General features: G+C 58.3%; 17 protein-coding genes. 11 read left to right on the top strand and 6 right to left on the bottom strand.

The genetic code is table 11. The features are described from left to right. Positions 1-6 precede the first annotated feature (6 nt). The 9 genes from EA797_RS18335 (at position 7) to rbsD (ending at position 8,848) form a co-directional block, all read left to right on the top strand. Entirely contained in the window at positions 7-963 is a 957-nt protein-coding gene (locus tag EA797_RS18335; protein ID WP_122167847.1) for a DUF6402 family protein, read from the top strand. Between the two features lies 1 nt (position 964). Then, positions 965-1,375, top strand: a complete 411-nt coding sequence (locus EA797_RS18330; protein WP_122167845.1) for a hypothetical protein — start codon at positions 965-967, stop codon at positions 1,373-1,375. 279 nt (positions 1,376-1,654) lie between these two features. Then, positions 1,655-2,836, top strand: a complete 1,182-nt coding sequence (locus EA797_RS18325; RefSeq protein ID WP_122167843.1) for a patatin-like phospholipase family protein — start codon at positions 1,655-1,657, stop codon at positions 2,834-2,836. Between the two features lie 145 nt (positions 2,837-2,981). After that, positions 2,982-3,938 carry a sugar ABC transporter substrate-binding protein gene (locus tag EA797_RS18320; protein ID WP_122167841.1) on the top strand — a complete coding sequence of 319 codons (957 nt, stop codon included), beginning with the start codon at positions 2,982-2,984 and terminating at the stop codon, positions 3,936-3,938. Next, the gene (locus tag EA797_RS18315) at positions 3,935-5,503 is read left to right on the top strand and encodes a sugar ABC transporter ATP-binding protein (protein ID WP_122167839.1); all 1,569 of its coding nucleotides are present in this window, start codon (positions 3,935-3,937) and stop codon (positions 5,501-5,503) included. Before EA797_RS18320 ends, EA797_RS18315 begins: the two co-directional genes overlap by 4 nt. Beyond that, positions 5,500-6,483, top strand: coding sequence for an ABC transporter permease (locus EA797_RS18310; protein WP_122167837.1), 984 nt, complete (start codon positions 5,500-5,502; stop codon positions 6,481-6,483). The genes EA797_RS18315 and EA797_RS18310 overlap by 4 nt, the downstream gene beginning before the upstream one ends. Before the next feature lie 6 nt (positions 6,484-6,489). Next, on the top strand, positions 6,490-7,488 hold the full coding sequence (locus EA797_RS18305; RefSeq protein ID WP_122167835.1) for a LacI family DNA-binding transcriptional regulator: 999 nt from the start codon (positions 6,490-6,492) through the stop codon (positions 7,486-7,488). 50 nt (positions 7,489-7,538) lie between these two features. Then, positions 7,539-8,447, top strand: a complete 909-nt coding sequence (gene rbsK, locus EA797_RS18300) for a ribokinase (protein WP_122167833.1) — start codon at positions 7,539-7,541, stop codon at positions 8,445-8,447. Then, positions 8,444-8,848, top strand: coding sequence for a D-ribose pyranase (gene rbsD / locus EA797_RS18295; RefSeq protein ID WP_122167831.1), 405 nt, complete (start codon positions 8,444-8,446; stop codon positions 8,846-8,848). Before rbsK ends, rbsD begins: the two co-directional genes overlap by 4 nt. A 321-nt stretch (positions 8,849-9,169) precedes the next feature. On the opposite strand, the gene EA797_RS18290 is transcribed toward rbsD, so the two are convergent. Further along, the gene (locus EA797_RS18290) at positions 9,170-9,601 is read right to left on the bottom strand and encodes a nuclear transport factor 2 family protein (protein WP_122167829.1); all 432 of its coding nucleotides are present in this window, start codon (positions 9,599-9,601) and stop codon (positions 9,170-9,172) included. 500 nt (positions 9,602-10,101) lie between these two features. On the opposite strand from EA797_RS18290, the gene EA797_RS18285 reads away from it, so the two are divergent. Both EA797_RS18285 and EA797_RS18280 read left to right on the top strand, forming a co-directional pair. Then, on the top strand, positions 10,102-10,914 hold the full coding sequence (locus EA797_RS18285; RefSeq protein WP_122167827.1) for an AraC family transcriptional regulator: 813 nt from the start codon (positions 10,102-10,104) through the stop codon (positions 10,912-10,914). Between the two features lie 96 nt (positions 10,915-11,010). After that, positions 11,011-11,391, top strand: a complete 381-nt coding sequence (locus EA797_RS18280) for a cupin domain-containing protein (protein WP_122167825.1) — start codon at positions 11,011-11,013, stop codon at positions 11,389-11,391. 64 nt (positions 11,392-11,455) lie between these two features. Here EA797_RS18280 and EA797_RS18275 read toward each other — a convergent pair whose 3' ends face one another. The 5 genes from EA797_RS18275 to EA797_RS18260 all read right to left on the bottom strand — a co-directional run bounded on the left by EA797_RS18275 (position 11,456) and on the right by EA797_RS18260 (position 17,441). Next, entirely contained in the window at positions 11,456-12,022 is a 567-nt protein-coding gene (locus EA797_RS18275; RefSeq protein WP_122167823.1) for a DUF1993 domain-containing protein, read from the bottom strand. A 177-nt stretch (positions 12,023-12,199) separates the two neighbouring features. After that, positions 12,200-13,018: a hypothetical protein gene (locus EA797_RS21715; RefSeq protein WP_147456825.1), complete on the bottom strand. Its 819-nt coding sequence runs from the start codon at positions 13,016-13,018 to the stop codon at positions 12,200-12,202. Positions 13,019-13,313: 295 nt separating this feature from the next. After that, entirely contained in the window at positions 13,314-14,105 is a 792-nt protein-coding gene (locus EA797_RS18270; RefSeq protein WP_167468830.1) for a DUF2971 domain-containing protein, read from the bottom strand. A 143-nt stretch (positions 14,106-14,248) separates the two neighbouring features. Continuing rightward, a complete protein-coding gene (locus EA797_RS18265) occupies positions 14,249-15,550 on the bottom strand; it encodes an SIR2 family NAD-dependent protein deacylase (RefSeq protein ID WP_244214163.1) in 1,302 nt (433 codons plus the stop codon). Positions 15,551-15,578: 28 nt separating this feature from the next. Further along, complete coding sequence (locus EA797_RS18260) at positions 15,579-17,441, bottom strand: 3'-5' exonuclease (protein WP_122167817.1); 1,863 nt, start codon at positions 17,439-17,441, stop codon at positions 15,579-15,581. Positions 17,442-17,536: the final 95 nt, after the last annotated feature.

Genomic DNA, 17,536 nt, shown 5'->3' with positions numbered 1-17,536 from the left:
CGCAGCATGTCGAGCACTGACCCAGTCGTCGCACAATCTAACCTTAGCCCTGCGAGCAATACGCAAGGCGCCCCAGTTCGGGCCAGGCTGTTCAAGATCACCGATATTCCGGCAGCCATGGATGCCATTGATTGGCCTGTTTCCGCCGCACTGATGCGCCACTGGTTTCAGGGACAACCCTGGCCGACGGAAAATGGCGGCATGTTGCAGCAGGTAAAGGAACACGCCGAATGGCCCCCAGCGCAGTACATCGAGGAAAGCATCGTCAAGATGAGTTGGGTGGTCAGTTTCGACAAGGTCCAGCCGATTCTCGCCGAGCTGCGCCGAAGCTGGAACAACGCCGCCGCGATTGGTGAGATTCGCAAGCATCTGCTCAAGGCCTACGGCGACAAGGGGCTTGGCTGCTACCCCCTGCTTTTCCCTAACCTGGCAAGCGCGGTGGAGCGCTTCGGTTACTTCAACTCACGCACGATCACCTTTTCCAAGTGGGGCAACGAAGGCCTCAACGATCTGCGCGGAGCGCTGGCGGACTTCAACCTGCGAGTGGCCGCCGAGGGTGACGTAGAGGTCCATGCAGATCGCATCCTGTTTCGCCCGAGAACCTTGCTGTTCTATGCCGAGGACAACTACGATTTCAACGACGATGGCTCGGTGTTCAGCCAGCCACTGGGCTTCTGGAACTTCGATGGTATCGCTCCCAGCCTGCTCGAGGCCACGGCGCACAATGCCGGTGTCGATGCGGTCTCCCGTGGCATCACACAGCAGTCCCTGTTCGGAATGAGTGCTCAGAACCAAAGGCGCTACATGGACGAGCAGCGCAAACGCTACATGCTTGTGCTGAACAGTCATTTCGCCGATTACCGGGCAAGATACAAGCGAGGCGGAGACTTCCGCGTGTTTTCCGATCTGCTACGCGAACCCCTGCCACCTGGCACACCCGCCATCACCCTGCCGAAACGCTGACATGAACAAAGCCATTCTCGCTGTATGCAGCCTTCTCGCCGCGCTCGCCCTGCTCTTTGGCTGGAGCCTGAACAGTGCGCTGAACGCGCCGCCGTCGGTTTCGCAAGTCAGCCCGCAAGGTGGCCATCTCATCGAGAGCGTGCCGGTACAGGGCCTGCTGGCCCCTGGCGGTGGTGTGTCATATCTGCGCATCGTCGACCGTTCGGATCGGTCGAAGGTATTTCGCAGCCCACTCTTTACCTCGCGCTCCGTGGACATGCGGGCGAGCGAGGACAGCCAAAGCCTGGGCGTGACCTGGATCGACTTCGACAAGCGCGCCCAGGGCTTTACCCTGAGCATCCCTCAATGGCGCCCGGACTGGCGCAACATCTTCATCAGCAATACGCCCTACGAGGTCGTGCCGAACGGCTGAGCCGCAAGAGAGGGAAGTTAAATTGAATGCAACCTGGTTGTATTCCATGCAGTACGCCATGTCACATAGCCACGTGTACTTGCACGACCTAACCCGATGGGACAGCACAGCTGGTTCTGCCGCACGGTAAGCCAAACGGCGAGAACGTCAAGGTACGGATGCAGGGTCGACCGGCTTCACTCCATTCGCGGTCTCGATCGTCATGTGATAAGTACCCGGGATGAAATCATTGTTCTGGCGAGCCCAAGCGCTACCGAAACCCTCGAAGTGGAATCGTCGATGACCGAGGACACGGCAACCAACCCAGGTACTACCGGGCTCATCCTCTCGGGCGGGGGCGCGCGGGCGGCATATCAGGTCGGTGTCCTGTCGGCGATTGCCGATCTGCTGCCCGATTCGTCGGGTAACCCATTTCCGGTGATCGTCGGCACTTCGGCGGGCGCGATCAATGCCGTCAGCCTGGCGTGCGGCGCGCTGCATTTTCGCGAGGCAGTGCGACGACTGAGCACCGTGTGGCGCAGTTTCCATACCGATCAGGTGTACCGCAGCGACTGGCCGGGCGTGTTGCACCAGGCCGGCCGATTTCTCGGCCACAGCGTGCTCGGTATCGGCAAGCAGGTGCCCGTGGCGCTGCTGGACAGTTCGCCATTGGCCAAGATGCTCGAGCGCGAACTGGATTTTTCAGGCATCGCCGCGGCAATGCGCCACCGGCAACTGCGCGCGGTAGCGGTAACGGCATTCGGCTACGAGTCGGCGGAGGCGGTGACCTTCTACCAGGGCCATGGCGCCATCAATCCATGGCTTCGCCATCGGCGGGTAGGTGTGCCGACCCGGCTGGCGATACCCCATTTGCTGGCGAGCACTGCCATCCCGCTGATCTTCGAGCCGGTGAAGATCAACCGCGAGTATTTTGGCGATGGCGCGGTTCGCCAGACCGCACCCATCAGCCCCGCCTTGCACCTGGGCGCCACGCGTGTGCTGGTGGTCGGGGTCAGTGGTAATCCGGTGGATGACCAGAGCAGGACCGCGCCAACCCCGAGACCGACAGGCGCCATCCCGAGTCTTGCGCAGATCGCCGGGCACATGCTCAACAGCACCTTCATCGACAACGTCGAGAGCGATATAGAACTGCTGGAGCGCCTCAATCTACTGGGGCAGCTGGTGCCTGCCGAACAGCGCAAGCGCGCCTATGGACTGACCCCCGTCGAGGTGCTGGTGATTTCGCCCAGCCAGCCGCTGGACAAGATCGCCGCCCGCCACCGGCAAGAGCTGCCTGCAGCCCTGAGGCTGTTCCTGCGCGGCCCGGGTGGCACGCGCGAAGGCGGCGGTGGGCTGCTGAGCTATCTGCTGTTCGAACCCGGTTACTGCAGTGAGCTGATCGAACTGGGTTACCGAGATGCCATGGCGAAGAAATCCGAGCTTACGGCCTTTCTAAGGCTCAACGTTCAGCGCACATCGTAGCCCGCTGCTTCGCCAACACTTGCAGCGCCATGCCCGACAATCGGTAGTGATACCTGATTTGACAAAATCCAGGCTATTTCATAGTTTTAAGTACGCGCAAACGTTTGCGTACCCAAAATAATGACAATAACCATGGAGTTTTCCCATGTTCGGTCTCCGTCCTGCCCGTCTCTGCGCCGCCATCGCTCTAGGTGCCGCCGCCCTTGTCAGTCTCTCCAATGCTCAAGCTGCCGAAGGTGATACGCCTCAGGTGGCACTGGTCATGAAATCCCTCGCCAATGAGTTCTTCCGCACCATGGAAGACGGTGCCAAGGCCTACCAGAAAGAGAATCCGGACCAGTTCACGTTGATCGCCAACGGCATCAAGGATGAAACGGACACCTCTGCGCAAATCCGTATCATCGAGCAGATGATCGTCGCCAAAGTCGATGCGCTGGTCATCGCGCCAGCCGACTCCAAGGCCCTGGTGTCCGTGATCAAGAAGGCCAGTGATGCCGGGATCAAGGTCGTCAATATCGATAATCGCCTGGATCCGGACGTGGTGAAGAGCAAGGGCCTGGATGTGCCCTTCGTCGGCCCGGATAACCGCAAAGGCGCGCGTCTGGTCGGCGAATACCTGGCCGAGAACAAGCTCAAGGCGGGTGACGAGGTCGGCATCATCGAAGGCGTGTCGACCACCACAAATGCCCAGCAACGCACCGCAGGCTTCAAGGATGCGATGGAAGCGGCAGGCATGAAGATCGTTGGCGTGCAGTCGGGCAACTGGGAGATCGACCGCGGCAACGCCGTGGCCTCGGCCATGCTCAACGAGCACCCCAACCTCAAGGCCTTGCTGGCCGGTAACGACAGCATGGCGCTTGGCGCGGTATCGGCGGTGCGTGCAGCCGGCAAGCAGGGCCAGGTACAGGTAGTCGGCTACGACAACATCAATGCCATCAAGCCCATGCTCAAGGACGGCCGTGTACTCGCCACCGCCGACCAGTTCGCCGCGCAGCAGGCTGTGTTCGGTATCGAAGCGGCGCTCAAGCTGGTCAAAGGCGAGCCTACCGATGCCAAAGACGGCGTGATCGAAACCCCCGTCGAACTCGTGACCAAGCCGTGAGCCCAGCGGCAGTAGGTGGCGAGACCGTTCTCGCCGCCAGCGGCATCGGCAAGACCTACGCGCAGCCGGTGCTGGGCGGAATCGACCTGCAATTGCGCGCCGGCGAGGTGCTGGCGCTGACCGGTGAGAACGGCGCCGGCAAGAGCACGCTGTCGAAGATCCTTTGCGGGCTGGAACAGCCCACCACCGGCTCGCTGAGCTTTCTCGGTCAGCCCTATGCCCCGGCGAGCCGACGCGAGGCTGAACGCCTTGGTGTGCGCATGGTGCTGCAGGAGCTCAACCTGCTGCCGACGCTGACCGTGGCCGAGAACCTGTTTCTCGACAACCTGCCCAACCGTGGCGGCTGGATTGCCCGCGGTCGTCTGCGCGAAATGGCGCGCCAGGCGATGGCTCAGGTCGGCCTCGAAGCGGTCGATCCGGATACGCCCGTGGCGGCGCTTGGGGTCGGCCATCAGCAGATGGTCGAAATCGCCCGCAACCTGATCGGTGATTGCCGTGTACTGGTGCTCGACGAGCCAACGGCCATGCTGACCGCCCGCGAGGTGGACCTGCTGTTCGCGCAGATCCAGCGGCTGCGCGAAGCCGGCGTCGCCATCATGTACATCTCCCATCGCCTGGAAGAACTGGCCAAAGTGGCGCAGCGCGTCGCCGTGCTTCGCGACGGCCAACTCGTTGCGGTGGAAGCCATCGACCGTTACAGCAGCGACGAGCTGGTCACCTTGATGGTCGGCCGCGACGTTGGCGAAGCCATCGATCTGGGCGAACGACAGATCGGCGCCCCCTTGTTGCAGGTGAGCAATCTCACCCGCCGCGGCAAGGTCGAGGACGTGTCCTTCACGGTTCGCGCCGGGGAAATCTACGGCATCTCCGGGCTGATCGGTGCCGGCCGTACCGAATTGCTGCGCCTGATCTATGGTGCCGACCGCGCCGACAGCGGGCAGGTGTCGCTTGGCAACCCGCCGGTGCCGGTCCAAGTGCGCTCCCCCGCCGAAGCCGTGCGCCACGGCATCGCGTTGATCACCGAAGACCGCAAGGGCGAAGGCCTGCTGCTGAGCCAGCCCATCGCCGCCAACCTGGCCCTGGGCAACATGCCGGCCGTGTCACGCCACGGGCTGATGCGCCCGGCTGCGGAACAGGCGCTGGCGCAGCGGCAGATAGATTCCATGCGCATTCGCTGCAACGGGCCGCATCAAGCGGTGGTCGAGCTGTCCGGCGGTAATCAGCAGAAGGTCGTCATTGGCCGCTGGCTGGAGCGCGATTGCCGCGTGCTGCTGTTCGACGAGCCCACCCGTGGCATCGATGTCGGCGCCAAGTTCGAGATTTACCGTCTGCTCGGCGAGCTGGCGCGCCAAGGCAAAGCGCTGGTGGTGGTATCCAGCGACCTGCGTGAACTGATGCTGATCTGCGACCGCATCGGCGTGTTGTCAGCCGGCCGCCTCATTGAAACTTTCGACCGCGACGACTGGAGCCAGGACCGTCTGCTGGCTGCCGCATTCGCGGGCTACCGCAGCCGCGAAGCCATGCTCGGCGATGTCGCGCCCCCGTTACAGGAGCTTTCCCAATGACCACTTCGTCCGCCACGCCTGCCGCCAAGCGCAGCGGCACGCACCAGGGCCTGGGCACTTACCTGGGCCTCGCTGGCGCGCTGTTGGCGATGATCGTGCTGTTCTCGTCCTTGAGCAGCCACTTCCTGTCCTACGCGACGTTCACCACACTGGCCAACCAGATCCCCGATCTGATGGTGCTGTCGGTGGGCATGACTCTGATCCTGATCATCGGCGGCATCGACCTGTCGGTGGGGTCGGTACTGGCCCTGGCGGCTGCGGTGGTCAGCGTGGCGATGCTCGGCTTTGGCTGGGGCATCGTGCCGTCTGCGCTGCTCGGCATGGCCTGCGCCGCACTCGCCGGCACCGTGACCGGCACCATCACAGTCGCCTGGGGCATTCCGTCGTTCATCGTCTCCCTCGGTGTGCTGGAGATGGCGCGCGGCCTGGCTTACCAGCTCACCGACTCACGCACCGCCTACATCGGCGACGCCTATGCCTGGCTGTCGACGCCGGTCGCGGCGGGGATTTCGCCGGCGTTCGTCATCGCACTGCTGGTGATCGTCGCGGCGCATTTGCTGCTGACCCGCAGCGTGTTCGGCCGCTATCTGGTGGCCATCGGCACCAACGTAGAGGCCGTGCGCCTGGCAGGCATCAACCCCAAGCCGTACAAGGTTTCGGTGTTCGCGCTGATGGGCCTGCTCGCCGGCCTGGCCGCGCTGTTCCAGATCTCGCGCCTGGAAGCGGCCGACCCGAATGCCGGTTCCGGCCTGGAGCTGCAGGTGATCGCCGCCGTGGTGATCGGCGGCACCAGCCTGATGGGCGGGCGCGGTTCGGTGATCAGCACCTTTTTCGGCGTATTGATCATCTCCGTACTGGCCGCTGGGCTGGCGCAGATCGGCGCCACCGAGCCGACCAAACGCATCATTACCGGTGCAGTGATCGTGGTGGCCGTGATTCTCGATACCTACCGCAGCCATCGCGCCAAGCGCAGGGGCTGAGGGTTCATGGCCACTATCAAGGACGTCGCAGCGCGCGCCGGCATTTCCTACACCACCGTCTCCCACGTGGTGAACGGCACACGACCGGTGAGCGACCCGGTGCGTGACAAGGTCGAGGCCGCCATTGCCGAGCTGGGCTATGTGCCCAGCGGCGTGGCGCGCTCGCTACGGGCCCGCGCCACCGGCACCCTCGGGTTGCTGGTGCCGAACGCCAGCAACCCCTACTTCGCCGAGCTGGCGCGGGGCATCGAGGACCACGCCGAGCGCAACGGCTACAGCGTGATCCTGTGCAACTCTGACGACGACATCGACAAGCAGCTGCGCTACCTGCGCGTGCTGGTGGAACGCCGTATCGACGGCCTGATCGTCGCTACCGTAGCCAGTGACAAGGCCTTTGCCGAGGCGCTCGCCGGTTTGCGCGTACCGCTGATGCTGGTCGACCGCTCCCTGGATGGCGTGACCGCTGACCGCGTACAGGTCGATCATGAGCGCGGCGGCTTTCTCGCTACCCAGCACCTTCTCGAGCTGGGCCATCGCCGTATCGCCTGCATTGGCGGCCCGGCCAGCACCCAGGTCGTGCAGTTGCGTGCAGCGGGGTATCGACGTGCGCTGGCGGGGGCGAAGGTGGAGGCGCTGCCGGTGGTCGATTGCGCCTTCACCAGCCCGGCCGGATACGCGGCCGCACAGGCATTGTTGGCGGACCATGAACCACCCACCGCTATCTTCGCCGGTAACGACATGATCGCACTGGGCGTGCTGCGTGCAGCGGCCGAACGCGGTGTTCGCGTGCCAGAACAACTGTCGGTGGTCGGCTTCGACGATATCGAAGTCAGCCGCTACCTGTATCCCGCGCTGACCACGGTCGGCCAATCCATCGGCCAGCTTGGCGAAACGGCGGCCGCGAGACTGCTCGCGCGAATCCGCACACCCGACCTGAGCGCCGAACAGCAACTCGTCGAACCCACCCTCGTGCTGCGCGAATCCAGCGCGGCGCCGCAGGCTTGAGCGGTGACATTGGTTTGAAGTCGGCGTTTGGCCAAGAGAGAGGATCAGCAATGCAAGCAAAGGTAGTTGTGGTGGGCAGCTTGAACATGGACCTGATCGTTCGCACGCCTCGCCTCCCTGTTGGCGGCGAAACCCTGGCCGGGCACGGTTTTTCCACGGCGCCCGGCGGCAAGGGCGCCAACCAGGCCGTCGCTGCGGCGCGTCTGGGCGCCCAGGTGGCCATGATTGGTTGTGTTGGCGATGACGCCTACGGCGCCGAACTGCGCGCCGGCCTGATCGCGGAGGGCATCGATTGCCGCGCGGTCATGAGCGCGACCGGCGTACCCACCGGTATCGCCGCGATTTTGGTGGACGATGCCGGCCAGAACGCAATCATCATCGCAGCAGGCGGTAACGCTGAACTGACTCCAGCGCGACTGACCGCTCACGATGCGTTGCTGCAAGCTGCCGATATCGTCATTGCGCAGCTGGAAGTGCCCCTGCCGACCGTCGAGGCCACCCTCTATCGCGCCCACGAGCTGGGCCGCACGGTCATCCTCAACCCGGCGCCGGCCACTGGTCCGCTGCCCGCTCACTGGTATGGCCTTGTCGATTACCTGATACCCAATGAAAGCGAGGCCGCCCTGCTCACCGGCATTCAGGTCGACTCGCCGCAAAGCGCCTTGCTTGCAGCGCAAAGGTTGATGGAGCGTGGCGCGCGCCGCGTGCTGATCACGCTTGGCAGCCAGGGCGTGCTTTACGCCGATTCAACGCGTCACCTGCATCTGCCCGTCGACCCCGTGGTTGCGGTCGATACCACAGCCGCAGGCGATACCTTCGTCGGTGGCTTCGCCGCGGCCTTGGCTGCCGGGCAATCACTGGAAGCTGCCATTGGCCTCGGTCAGCAAGCCGCTGCGCTGGCGGTCACCCGACCGGGCGCGCAACCCTCGATTCCCTACCGTCACGAGTTGCCTGCATGAAGAAGACGCCTCTGCTCAACGCCGCACTCTCGGCTGCCATCGCTCGGCTCGGTCATGGCGACATCATCGTCATCGGCGATGCCGGCATGCCGGTTCCACCCGGTACACCCTGCATCGACCTGGCGCTGACCGCCGGCGTGCCGGACTTCGCCACCACGCTGCGGGTCGTGCTGAGCGAGATGCAGGTGCAGGGTCATCTATTGGCCCGCGAAACCCTGGAAGTGGCTCCTTCGGGGCTGGACGCAATCGAGGCGCTGTACGCGGCCGGGGACTTGGGCGAGCGGCAGCTGGTCAGCCATGACGAACTCAAAGCCGCGTGCGTGAAGGCTCGCGTGCAGATACGCACCGGAGAGTGCCGGCCGTATAGCAATATCGCGCTGATCGCGGGTGTCACCTTCTAAGGATCGATCAACACTCCGCCAGAGTCGGCCAACAGTTATCCCTAACCGTGCTCGCGGGCATCGCATGCGTATCGGTTCATGAGTGTTCACCGGTGGGCTGAAGCTGCGTAGCGTAGAAAACGGCGGAGCCTTTTCCACGCGTTCGGCAACCCCACCACCTTCATGACCGACTTGGCATCCATGCCATCGTCATCGGCGAAATGACGGCGCAGCTGGACTGGGATTTATGAGGCCCGGATGGCGGCGGGCAGCCTACAAGCCTGACCCCGCCGGAGAATACGTGCGCGCCCCATATATCCCTTCTTCACTGCGATTGGTGTGCTAGAAGCGGAACGCCTGACGACCGATCAATAGCCACTGGCCGTCCTGTTTCTGCCAGATCTGAAAATTCTCGATCTCGGTCGGAACGATGCCTTTCTCCTTGCTGATGGCTTGAGCCGAGAAGTGATGGCGCACCATAGCCACGTCACCGGAAAGCGTGATCTTCTGATCGAGCATTTTCAGCTCTTTGAACGCGCTTTTGCCGGTCTCGATATCCGAGATGAAAGCCCTCTTGTCCTGAATGTTCCCACTGGAATGGCCGTAAGTAAGATTGTCTGCCGTCAGCTTTTCGAGCTGGTCGATGTCTTTATGCAGCATGGCCTGGGTGAGCTTATCAACGGCAGTCGCCACCTCGCTTTCGTCGGCGGGAGCCGCGGCCACGTAACCGGTGAACAAGCACAGAAACCCCATGACCAGTGTTAGCTTTCTCATGCAAATGACCCTTCTTCTAATTGTTAGACGCAACGCGGCAAGTGCCGATGACAGATTGTCTGTCATCGTACAACTTAGTTGATTCCTCGCTGATGACAAGGCCCGCCGCCACATTCCTGTGCTGTATGGGTGAAACGTCTGACAGGCGGCTCGCTGTGCGGTGAGAAGCGAACAGCGTTTTAAGTGCAGAGCCTGAGAGCGATGATGTTGGATTCAACAAACGCCAACGTGGCTAACGAGTGTGTGGCCCGCCCTGCCCCATCGCGCCCACGGGCCTTGAAGTTGGCTCCGTAGGGTGGAAAGGCGAAGCCATTTCCACGACAGCGCACGAAGTGCATATGACAGCAGCGCGATTTGGTCTGTAGCGGAAAGCAGAACCGTTAAGCGGCTGACCAGATGATGAATCTTCCTACCCCTGGAGTCACCTCTGCCGGGAAAGGAGACCGTTCCTTTTCTCCATGGGTATGCTTTAACCCCCTTCCTCCATGTAGCGCCGCTCGATGAACCGACCCAGCACAGACCGCGACTGGCTTGCGCGCGCGACGCCATCGTCAAAGATGGAGCGCATCGAGGCCTACTTTCGCGGGCACGGCTATACACCGCATCGGCATGACACCTACGCCATTGGCAGCACGCTGTCTGGCGTGCAGAGCTTCCATTATCGGCAAGCGATGCGGCACAGCCTGCCGGGCGGCACCATCGTGCTCCACCCGGATGAGATCCATGATGGCGAGGCAGGCACCGATGCGGGCTTTCGCTACCGGATCCTCTATATCGAACCGTCTTTGATTCAGGACGTACTGGGCGGCGAGCCGTTGCCCTTCATAGCAGGCGGTTTGTCCCACGACCCTCGGCTGCTAGCTGCCACCACTCGCCTGCTTCACAGCCTGGACACGGTACTCGACCCGCTCGAAGAGGACGACGCGATCTACGATCTGGCGCAGGCGCTCAGGGTCGCCGGCGGCAAGCCGCGTGGCCGTAAAGCGGTTGATTACGTGGCGGCCGAGCGCGCCCGTACTTTTATCCATGACACGCTGGAGCAGAGCATCACGTTAGATGATCTGGTGCAGGCCAGTGGGCGCGACCGCTGGAGCCTGTCGCGCGACTTCCGTGCGTTGTATGGCACCAGCCCCTATCGCTACATCACTCAGCGGCGCCTCGCCGAGGCGCGTTATCGGCTACTCGCAGGCCAGCCGCTAACCGATGCGGCGCTAGAGAGCGGCTTCTTTGATCAAGCCCACATGACCAGGCTGTTCACACAGACCTTTGGCATTTCCCCTGCCCGTTGGCTAAAGATGCTCAATCGCCGGTAGCCGGGCCGAGTGGTACTTGCACGATCGTGCAATACGGATCGAGCGGTCCAGCGTTAGCGTAGTGGGCACCTACCGCATCCACTAACGAGCCCCGCCATGAACAATCAGCAGCCCCCCTATTCCGCCATCAACTTCGCCGAGAAATTCGCACTGTTCCATGACCAGTGGGCGCAAAAGGTCATCGCCGAAATGAACGACTACCAATTCAAACTCGCCCGGCTAGAGGGCGAGTTCATCTGGCACCGGCATGCCGAAACCGATGAAACCTTCATCGTGCTGGAGGGCGAGTTGGTGATCGAATTTCGAGACGGCGAGGTCACCGTTGGCGCAGGCGAGATGTATGTGGTGAAGAAAGGCGTCGAACACAAACCCAGTGCTGCGCGGGAAACGAAGCTTCTGGTGATCGAGCCCAGGGGCGTGTTGAATACCGGTGATGAAACGAATGAGCGGACGGCGGTGAATGATGTCTGGATTTGATTGAGAACGTCCAGCAAGCGGAGAGGACGGGTATATAAATCGATCCTCTCATCCGGCGATTTCGCTAGCCCTTCGGAATCGACTCTGGACGCACATAGGGCAGCATGTGGGCCACGTAGTCCGCTTTGCCGAGATTGATCCCTTGGTTACGCAATATGGAATAAGCAGTCATGACATGGAAATAGAACTGACCCAGCGTCCAGTCACGGGCGTATTGCTCTGCGCTCAGGTCGAGAATCATTCCGTTTGGCAGTTGGTGCGCGATTGGCTTATCCGCATCTGCGTCCAGACCATCGGCTGAGAGAGCGTCTAGTAACGCGACCGTTTCATCGATCCGCGCATGAGCATCCGCAAGCGATCCGGGTTGTTTGACAGCCTGACGCCCTTCATCCAACAGATCGGTGATCGAAGCCGTGAACGCCTCGCCTCTCAGACGGCTTATGGCTTCTCGCGCCTGTACACAAGCAAAGCGAACCTGGGTGGACAGCGGGTACATATCGGGCGCCAGCCGTGCGGATAACAGCGCTTGCGCCTCTGCTTCCGGCAACTGGGTCTGCGCCTTCTTCAGCCAGCCGGAGAGGGTTTTGAGCATTTGTGTATAGGTTGGAACTAGGAGAGTCGTTAGCTGCATGGATTCTTACCCTGTGAGTTAGAGGTAAATCTACGCCGAATAAGGTGACATGTTTATTTATTGGAGCTAGCTACCTGAGGTAGATAAATCAGTCCCCTTTTTTCTCGCGCAATTGACGCGCACTGGATCGCGTCGAAGCCACTAGACGTCATTTAAGCCAATCAGCTTTAGAAAAGGCTAGATATCACAAGTAGTCGCCCGACGGACGATCAAACCAAGTCGCCCCGTTTTTTGGTACGCGCATGCCAAATCTCCCACTCGATATTTATCATATTGACTACTAGATACATAAACAACAATCGTATCGTTAGGGATTTGAATGTAAATCGTAGGAGGCGACCTGTAATTGGTATGCTTCCGAGCAATCTTTCCATGGTAAAGGACTTCTTCGCTAAACGGCGGAATTGAATTGACAGCTATTAACAGAAAGAATGATAAAAAGAGCGCCACCACAGCGACGGCGCCAAGCCCAGCAACTTTAATTGAGAAGAACAGAAAAACAATAACTACAAAAGCTATACATGCAGTGAGTATTAGGCACCTAAGCAACTCTTCGTTATAACCTGTACCAGGATAGTAAAGAAGACTGTTTAAACATAACGCCGCTGACACCCACATGAATGGACCGAACAGGTTAACCTTATTGCAAGGAGCTTTTTTCTCCAAGAGAACAAATGTATCTCTTTGGAAGAATGAGATACAAATTACTATAGGAATAAACGCTACTGCTAACCAAGGAACCAGATTATTGGCTTCGGGAAAGAACACAACGATAACAGACAATACAAATGCGAAAAGGCGAAGTCCCCATGTAAATCTTCGGACCCCTTTCAAATTTCCGTTTTCATCTAAGGCATAACCTTGATCAACGGAGAGAACCCTCTCGGCTACGCTTTCTCTGTAGCCCTTGGCGTCGCTGACAATTTCATCTAATTCAGCTTGCTTATCGAATGAACTTTCGCGTCGCACTTTCTTGAACCGCTTAAGCACACTCATAGCGTTAAGCACCTAGCATTTGAATCGTCGTGAACAACATCGGCCGCTGTGTAACAGGGCGTTTGGGCTAAGATATTTGCATTTCTGTGAAAAATAAATCTGTCCCCCTTTTTCCGCACAAGAGAGGGTCGTTGAAGCTGAGTGCAACATGGCTGGAGTGAGATCGGTCGGACATGATTCCGCAGCGGTGCCAGACCGCTTCAGCCGCGCCGATATTCACGACGGGACAGACAGAAAAAATAAATCTGTCCCCTTTCCCTACCTTTTTGGCAAGCGGTTCCTGCAAGCCGTGCTCTTAATTAGCGCGGTACGGTATACGGGATAGATGAACTTTCCGGGCACTAAGCATCTCGGAACTGCTGTGATCGGCCGCCCATTTATAGAGATGCTCTTGAAGAGACGCAGCAGCAAGATCTTGATATCTCATTGGCCCAACTGTAATTGACTTAATACATTCGGCGCCGATCGGCATTTCAACATAGGGCACCAACATGTCACCTCTTATTCGATATAGTATATTTTCTCGAATGAAGTCGCTATGACATTCAAGCACCGCTCGAACTTCAGATTCTTCAGAAAAGCCAGAGTGCTTGTAAATCGTTGGGTTTTTTAACATCCTATATGATGTATTCCAGTGAACAGCCTCTAGCTCTTCACTCTTAGCTTCTCGGATAATTTCAGTAACCACAGATTCTACTGTTGCACTTGCGGTGCTTTGTTTCACTTCATCATCATAAATGCAACTATATAGCGGAAGATACTTACCTAAGGTCGCCTCATCGAATTCCAAGCAATACGAGCCATAACCCCTCCATTGACTCAGCTGGTCAGGCGAGCGGCTGAATGATGTCACGAAGAAGAAATCTCTAATTGAGCACCACATCTCCATATCATCAGCCACATAGCTCTTGAGGAATTGTAAAGCGCCCTCTCTGTTCGAGTAACAACCAAAATTTTTATCAGGATCATGCTCAAGCGAACTCTTTATGTGTTCGCTAATCAGCTGAAATCCGTTTCTATACTCCTCAGAATCATTGAGGTATTGAATGCTCGTCGCCCTGAGTTTCAGATTTTGTAGAATACTCATGACAGCGTTCAGATCGGTGTAGTGAAAGAGAGATGCCATTAAACAATCCTGAAGGAAAGCGCCATGTAAAGCTTAATTCATACTGGTGTTTGCTGTTTTCTGCAAAGCGAGCCGCCAAATAAAGTGCTCCTTTTTTTGCTTTGTTACGAACCTAAGCTATTAACTACAGCTAATGCGTCCGGCCACGCTGTCTCAGCTTCGATATGTTTCTTAATAAGCAACCTATTCGACGCAACAATTGACGGCCATCGTTTCTTCCATATCTTGTAGGCATGCCATGAATATCCAGTATAGGATTCTTTTCTCATTGTTTTCATGGACCGCAAAACCGCAGCTAAATAAATATTTTCAATAGATGTTCCTTTGACCTCAAAAATGGATCCGAGGTAGGCAAGCCAACCTGCCAGCTGCTCGTATTGCGGCCAGGCATTGTGTGCCAAGGTCAACTTTTTTTTCGCATCAATCACGTCTCCCATCATCGCTACGACGCGTTTATCATTCAAACTCAGACCCTCTGCAGACAGAGCAGATACTATCCTGTAAAAAGAATCATCAAGCTTTATATATGTATCTTTAAAATGCATCCCGTCGTAAACGACTTTCCGAAGGCTTTTTAAAGACTTTTCTGCAATATTTTCAGCTTTCGGTATCTTTTCGTTTAACTCTGTAAAAAAATCATGTGTATCCACCTCATCTAAAACTCGAATACCATAAGAATGAGCGTAATAATCTTTTATGTTCTGATTCACCTTAGATCTTGAGACAAAAAATATATTTGATCCGATTACATGACTTTTTGAAAAACCTTTGTAGTCGCTAATTATCGCCTTTAAATTAGTATCACCAAGTGAGTAGCCAAGAATAACAACCGTATTTTCATGCAAAACTGTGCTTAATTTACGAGAAAAATACGAGTCACTATTTATAAAATTGAAATAATCCTCAGAGGTGACCACCATGTTTTCCGGCGACCTAGTGGACCCATGCACGTGGTACACCTTAACTCTCGCGGAAGCTCTTGGAATTGGGAACCCAGGTGCAATGGATTGGCATTCTTCATTGCCCGCAAGTCTTTCAGCTAGATTGTCATAATTTGTGGTTACTACTCTAAATGCCCTACTAGAGAAAAAGCTTTCGATTTCTTTATAATTACCTTTTAGCGAAACTTTATCGATGATCGCAGCAATTACTTCATGTATGTTTATGTCGTTGGCGGCCAGTTTTATTGATATCACTTGCGCCGCTTCTTCTAGACTAAGGAGAGCTGGCTTCTTCTTTGGAAAAAGCGAATCTTTTATCTCATCGCCGTCAGGCAATAGGTCACAGAGGTCTTCCAATAGTTCTTGCCAACTCGGCGCATCATTCTCTGAAACTGCTTTTGAAAAGCCTGTGCCTGTGAAAATACAAAGCCTATTCGTTACAGTTGCATACGCAATCTCAAACATTTCACTCAATGCGCAACCCCTTATTCATCTAATTTAATCCCTTCCTAACCCCGCCAATCGCCTCATGCACCCTTCTCGTAAAATCCGAGTGCGCTTGATACGTCATCACCAATCGATCAATCGCTCGTGTCATTGCCACATACAACAACCGCGCTTCATCCGCTTCCGCCTCCCCTTTTTTCGGCATTTCGCCTAAGCCCGGTATCAGCACCAGCCCGAACTCAAGGCCTTTGCTGGAGTGCATGCTGACGATCTTGACGCTGTCTTCACTGCTGTAGAGTTCGCCGCGGCCTTTGGAGCTGGTGCCTGAAGCGTAGGCGATGCCGGCTTGGGTCAGGGCGCGTTCGGCGGCTTCGGCCTGGGCGTTATTGCGGTAGATGATCGCCATGTCGTTGAGGACGCGGCCGTTGGCCTGTTCGTCGCGGATGCGGGTGACGAGGCAGTCCCATTCCTGCCAGTGGCCTTCGCAGTGGATGAGTTCGGGGAAGGCGCCGCGGCGGCCGGCGCTTTCGGGGACGATGATGGGGATTCCGTCTTCGCCGGCGTCACGGCCGGAGAGCAGTTCAGTGGCGAAGGCGCGGGCGACCGAGAGCACTTCCAGCGTGTTGCGGTAGTTGAGCTTGAGGATGGTAGTGCGGCCCTGTGCCTGGATGCCGACGCTGGCAAAGCTGAAGTCCAGCCCGGTCTTCTTGCCCTTGCCGCGGTAGATGGACTGGGCATCGTCGTAGAGCACCAGCAGGGCGTTGGTGGCCGGGTCGACCATCTGCACGATCAGCTTGAACCACTCGGGCGCGAAGTCGTGGCCTTCGTCAATCAGCACGGCAGAGTATTGCGCGCGCGGGATCTGGCCACGGTCGACGCCATCGATGGTTTTCTCCACCTGTTCGGCCGCGTATTTCGCTGCGGACGGACTCCATTTCGGCTTATCGACGTTGTAGGTGGTCAGCATCTCTGAACACCAGCCGTGGAAGTGCTGCACGGTGACTTTTTCACCCAGCCCCTTTTCCACAAGCACCTGACGCAAGCGCCCCGCGAGCGAGCGATTGAAGCAGAGCACCAGAATCGGCTTGGGCGAAACCTTGGCCAGTTGCTCGCAGCGGTAGCCGAGGATCATCGTCTTGCCGCTGCCCGCCGCACCGTGGATGACGCGATGGCCTTCGCCAAGGGAGCGGGCGAGTTGTTCCTGCTGAAGGTCCATGACCTTGATGAGGCTGGGGATCGGCGCGTCGTTATCGGCGAACAAGCCGAACTGGCCGGGCAGGGCGCTGACGCGGACCTCGGGGTAGAGGTGGTAACGCACGCGGTCGATCTGCGGCAGCGTCAAGGTGCAGGGGAAGACGTGGGGGAACATATTCCACAGGCGCTGCTGGAAGGCTTCCGGGTCTGCGCTTTCGGTCATCTCGTCCTGAAAGATAACGCGTTGCGGGTCGAGCACGTCGTGCAGGTCTGTCTCTTCGAACTGGCGGCGAGTGATGTTGGTCAGCACCACGCCCCAGCCCCACGGCATGATCAGTTCGCCTGGTCGCGGCGAGCTTTTGCCTTGGCGCAGCAGCTGGTCTTTCTTTAGCACCATGTCGACCTCAACGACATAGGAGCGGGCCTGCAACATGGGATTAGCGACGGTCTTGATCCCGCTGCTGGTGTGCAGCGTGACCTTGCCGTGGGTCATGCTCTGGATGGTCGCGAGCTTCCAGTCCTTGACCTCTAGCACGAGGATGCCGCGGCGCGGGTGCAGGACGACGAAATCGGGATAACGGGCTTTAGGCCCGACCGGGACGTTGCTCCAGCAGAGGTAGTCGTCCTCAAGCAGCTTTTCCAGCCGCTCGGCAAAGCGACGCTCGCCAGCGGTATCGAACTGGCATTGGGACCGAACGGGGAAAAAGCGGGCCATCTGTACCTTCCATGGTGTTCGGGCGACTGCCCGAGCTAATGCCGCTGAGCCCAAGCCTGGGCGGGGAGTGCGATGCGGTGCGCACGAGGCGCTGC

Origin of the sequence: Stutzerimonas zhaodongensis (genome assembly GCF_003696365.1) — a bacterium.
GTDB lineage: Bacteria > Pseudomonadota > Gammaproteobacteria > Pseudomonadales > Pseudomonadaceae > Stutzerimonas > Stutzerimonas zhaodongensis.
The sequence above is the reverse complement of the archived record's forward strand: the minus strand, read 5'-3'. Positions and strand labels throughout refer to the sequence as shown.

Excerpts from the sequence above, each read along its gene's own strand:
- EA797_RS18335 (WP_122167847.1), top strand. The coding sequence starts at position 7 with ATGTCGAGCACTGACCCAGTCGTCGCACAATCTAACCTTAGCCCTGCG.
- EA797_RS18330 (WP_122167845.1), top strand. The coding sequence starts at position 965 with ATGAACAAAGCCATTCTCGCTGTATGCAGCCTTCTCGCCGCGCTCGCC.
- EA797_RS18325 (WP_122167843.1), top strand. The coding sequence starts at position 1,655 with ATGACCGAGGACACGGCAACCAACCCAGGTACTACCGGGCTCATCCTC.
- EA797_RS18320 (WP_122167841.1), top strand. The coding sequence starts at position 2,982 with ATGTTCGGTCTCCGTCCTGCCCGTCTCTGCGCCGCCATCGCTCTAGGT.
- EA797_RS18310 (WP_122167837.1), top strand. The coding sequence starts at position 5,500 with ATGACCACTTCGTCCGCCACGCCTGCCGCCAAGCGCAGCGGCACGCAC.
- EA797_RS18305 (WP_122167835.1), top strand. The coding sequence starts at position 6,490 with ATGGCCACTATCAAGGACGTCGCAGCGCGCGCCGGCATTTCCTACACC.
- rbsK (WP_122167833.1), top strand. The coding sequence starts at position 7,539 with ATGCAAGCAAAGGTAGTTGTGGTGGGCAGCTTGAACATGGACCTGATC.
- rbsD (WP_122167831.1), top strand. The coding sequence starts at position 8,444 with ATGAAGAAGACGCCTCTGCTCAACGCCGCACTCTCGGCTGCCATCGCT.
- EA797_RS18290 (WP_122167829.1), bottom strand. The coding sequence starts at position 9,601 with ATGAGAAAGCTAACACTGGTCATGGGGTTTCTGTGCTTGTTCACCGGT.
- EA797_RS18285 (WP_122167827.1), top strand. The coding sequence starts at position 10,102 with ATGAACCGACCCAGCACAGACCGCGACTGGCTTGCGCGCGCGACGCCA.
- EA797_RS18280 (WP_122167825.1), top strand. The coding sequence starts at position 11,011 with ATGAACAATCAGCAGCCCCCCTATTCCGCCATCAACTTCGCCGAGAAA.
- EA797_RS18275 (WP_122167823.1), bottom strand. The coding sequence starts at position 12,022 with ATGCAGCTAACGACTCTCCTAGTTCCAACCTATACACAAATGCTCAAA.
- EA797_RS21715 (WP_147456825.1), bottom strand. The coding sequence starts at position 13,018 with ATGAGTGTGCTTAAGCGGTTCAAGAAAGTGCGACGCGAAAGTTCATTC.
- EA797_RS18270 (WP_167468830.1), bottom strand. The coding sequence starts at position 14,105 with ATGAGTATTCTACAAAATCTGAAACTCAGGGCGACGAGCATTCAATAC.
- EA797_RS18265 (WP_244214163.1), bottom strand. The coding sequence starts at position 15,550 with ATGTTTGAGATTGCGTATGCAACTGTAACGAATAGGCTTTGTATTTTC.
- EA797_RS18260 (WP_122167817.1), bottom strand. The coding sequence starts at position 17,441 with ATGGCCCGCTTTTTCCCCGTTCGGTCCCAATGCCAGTTCGATACCGCT.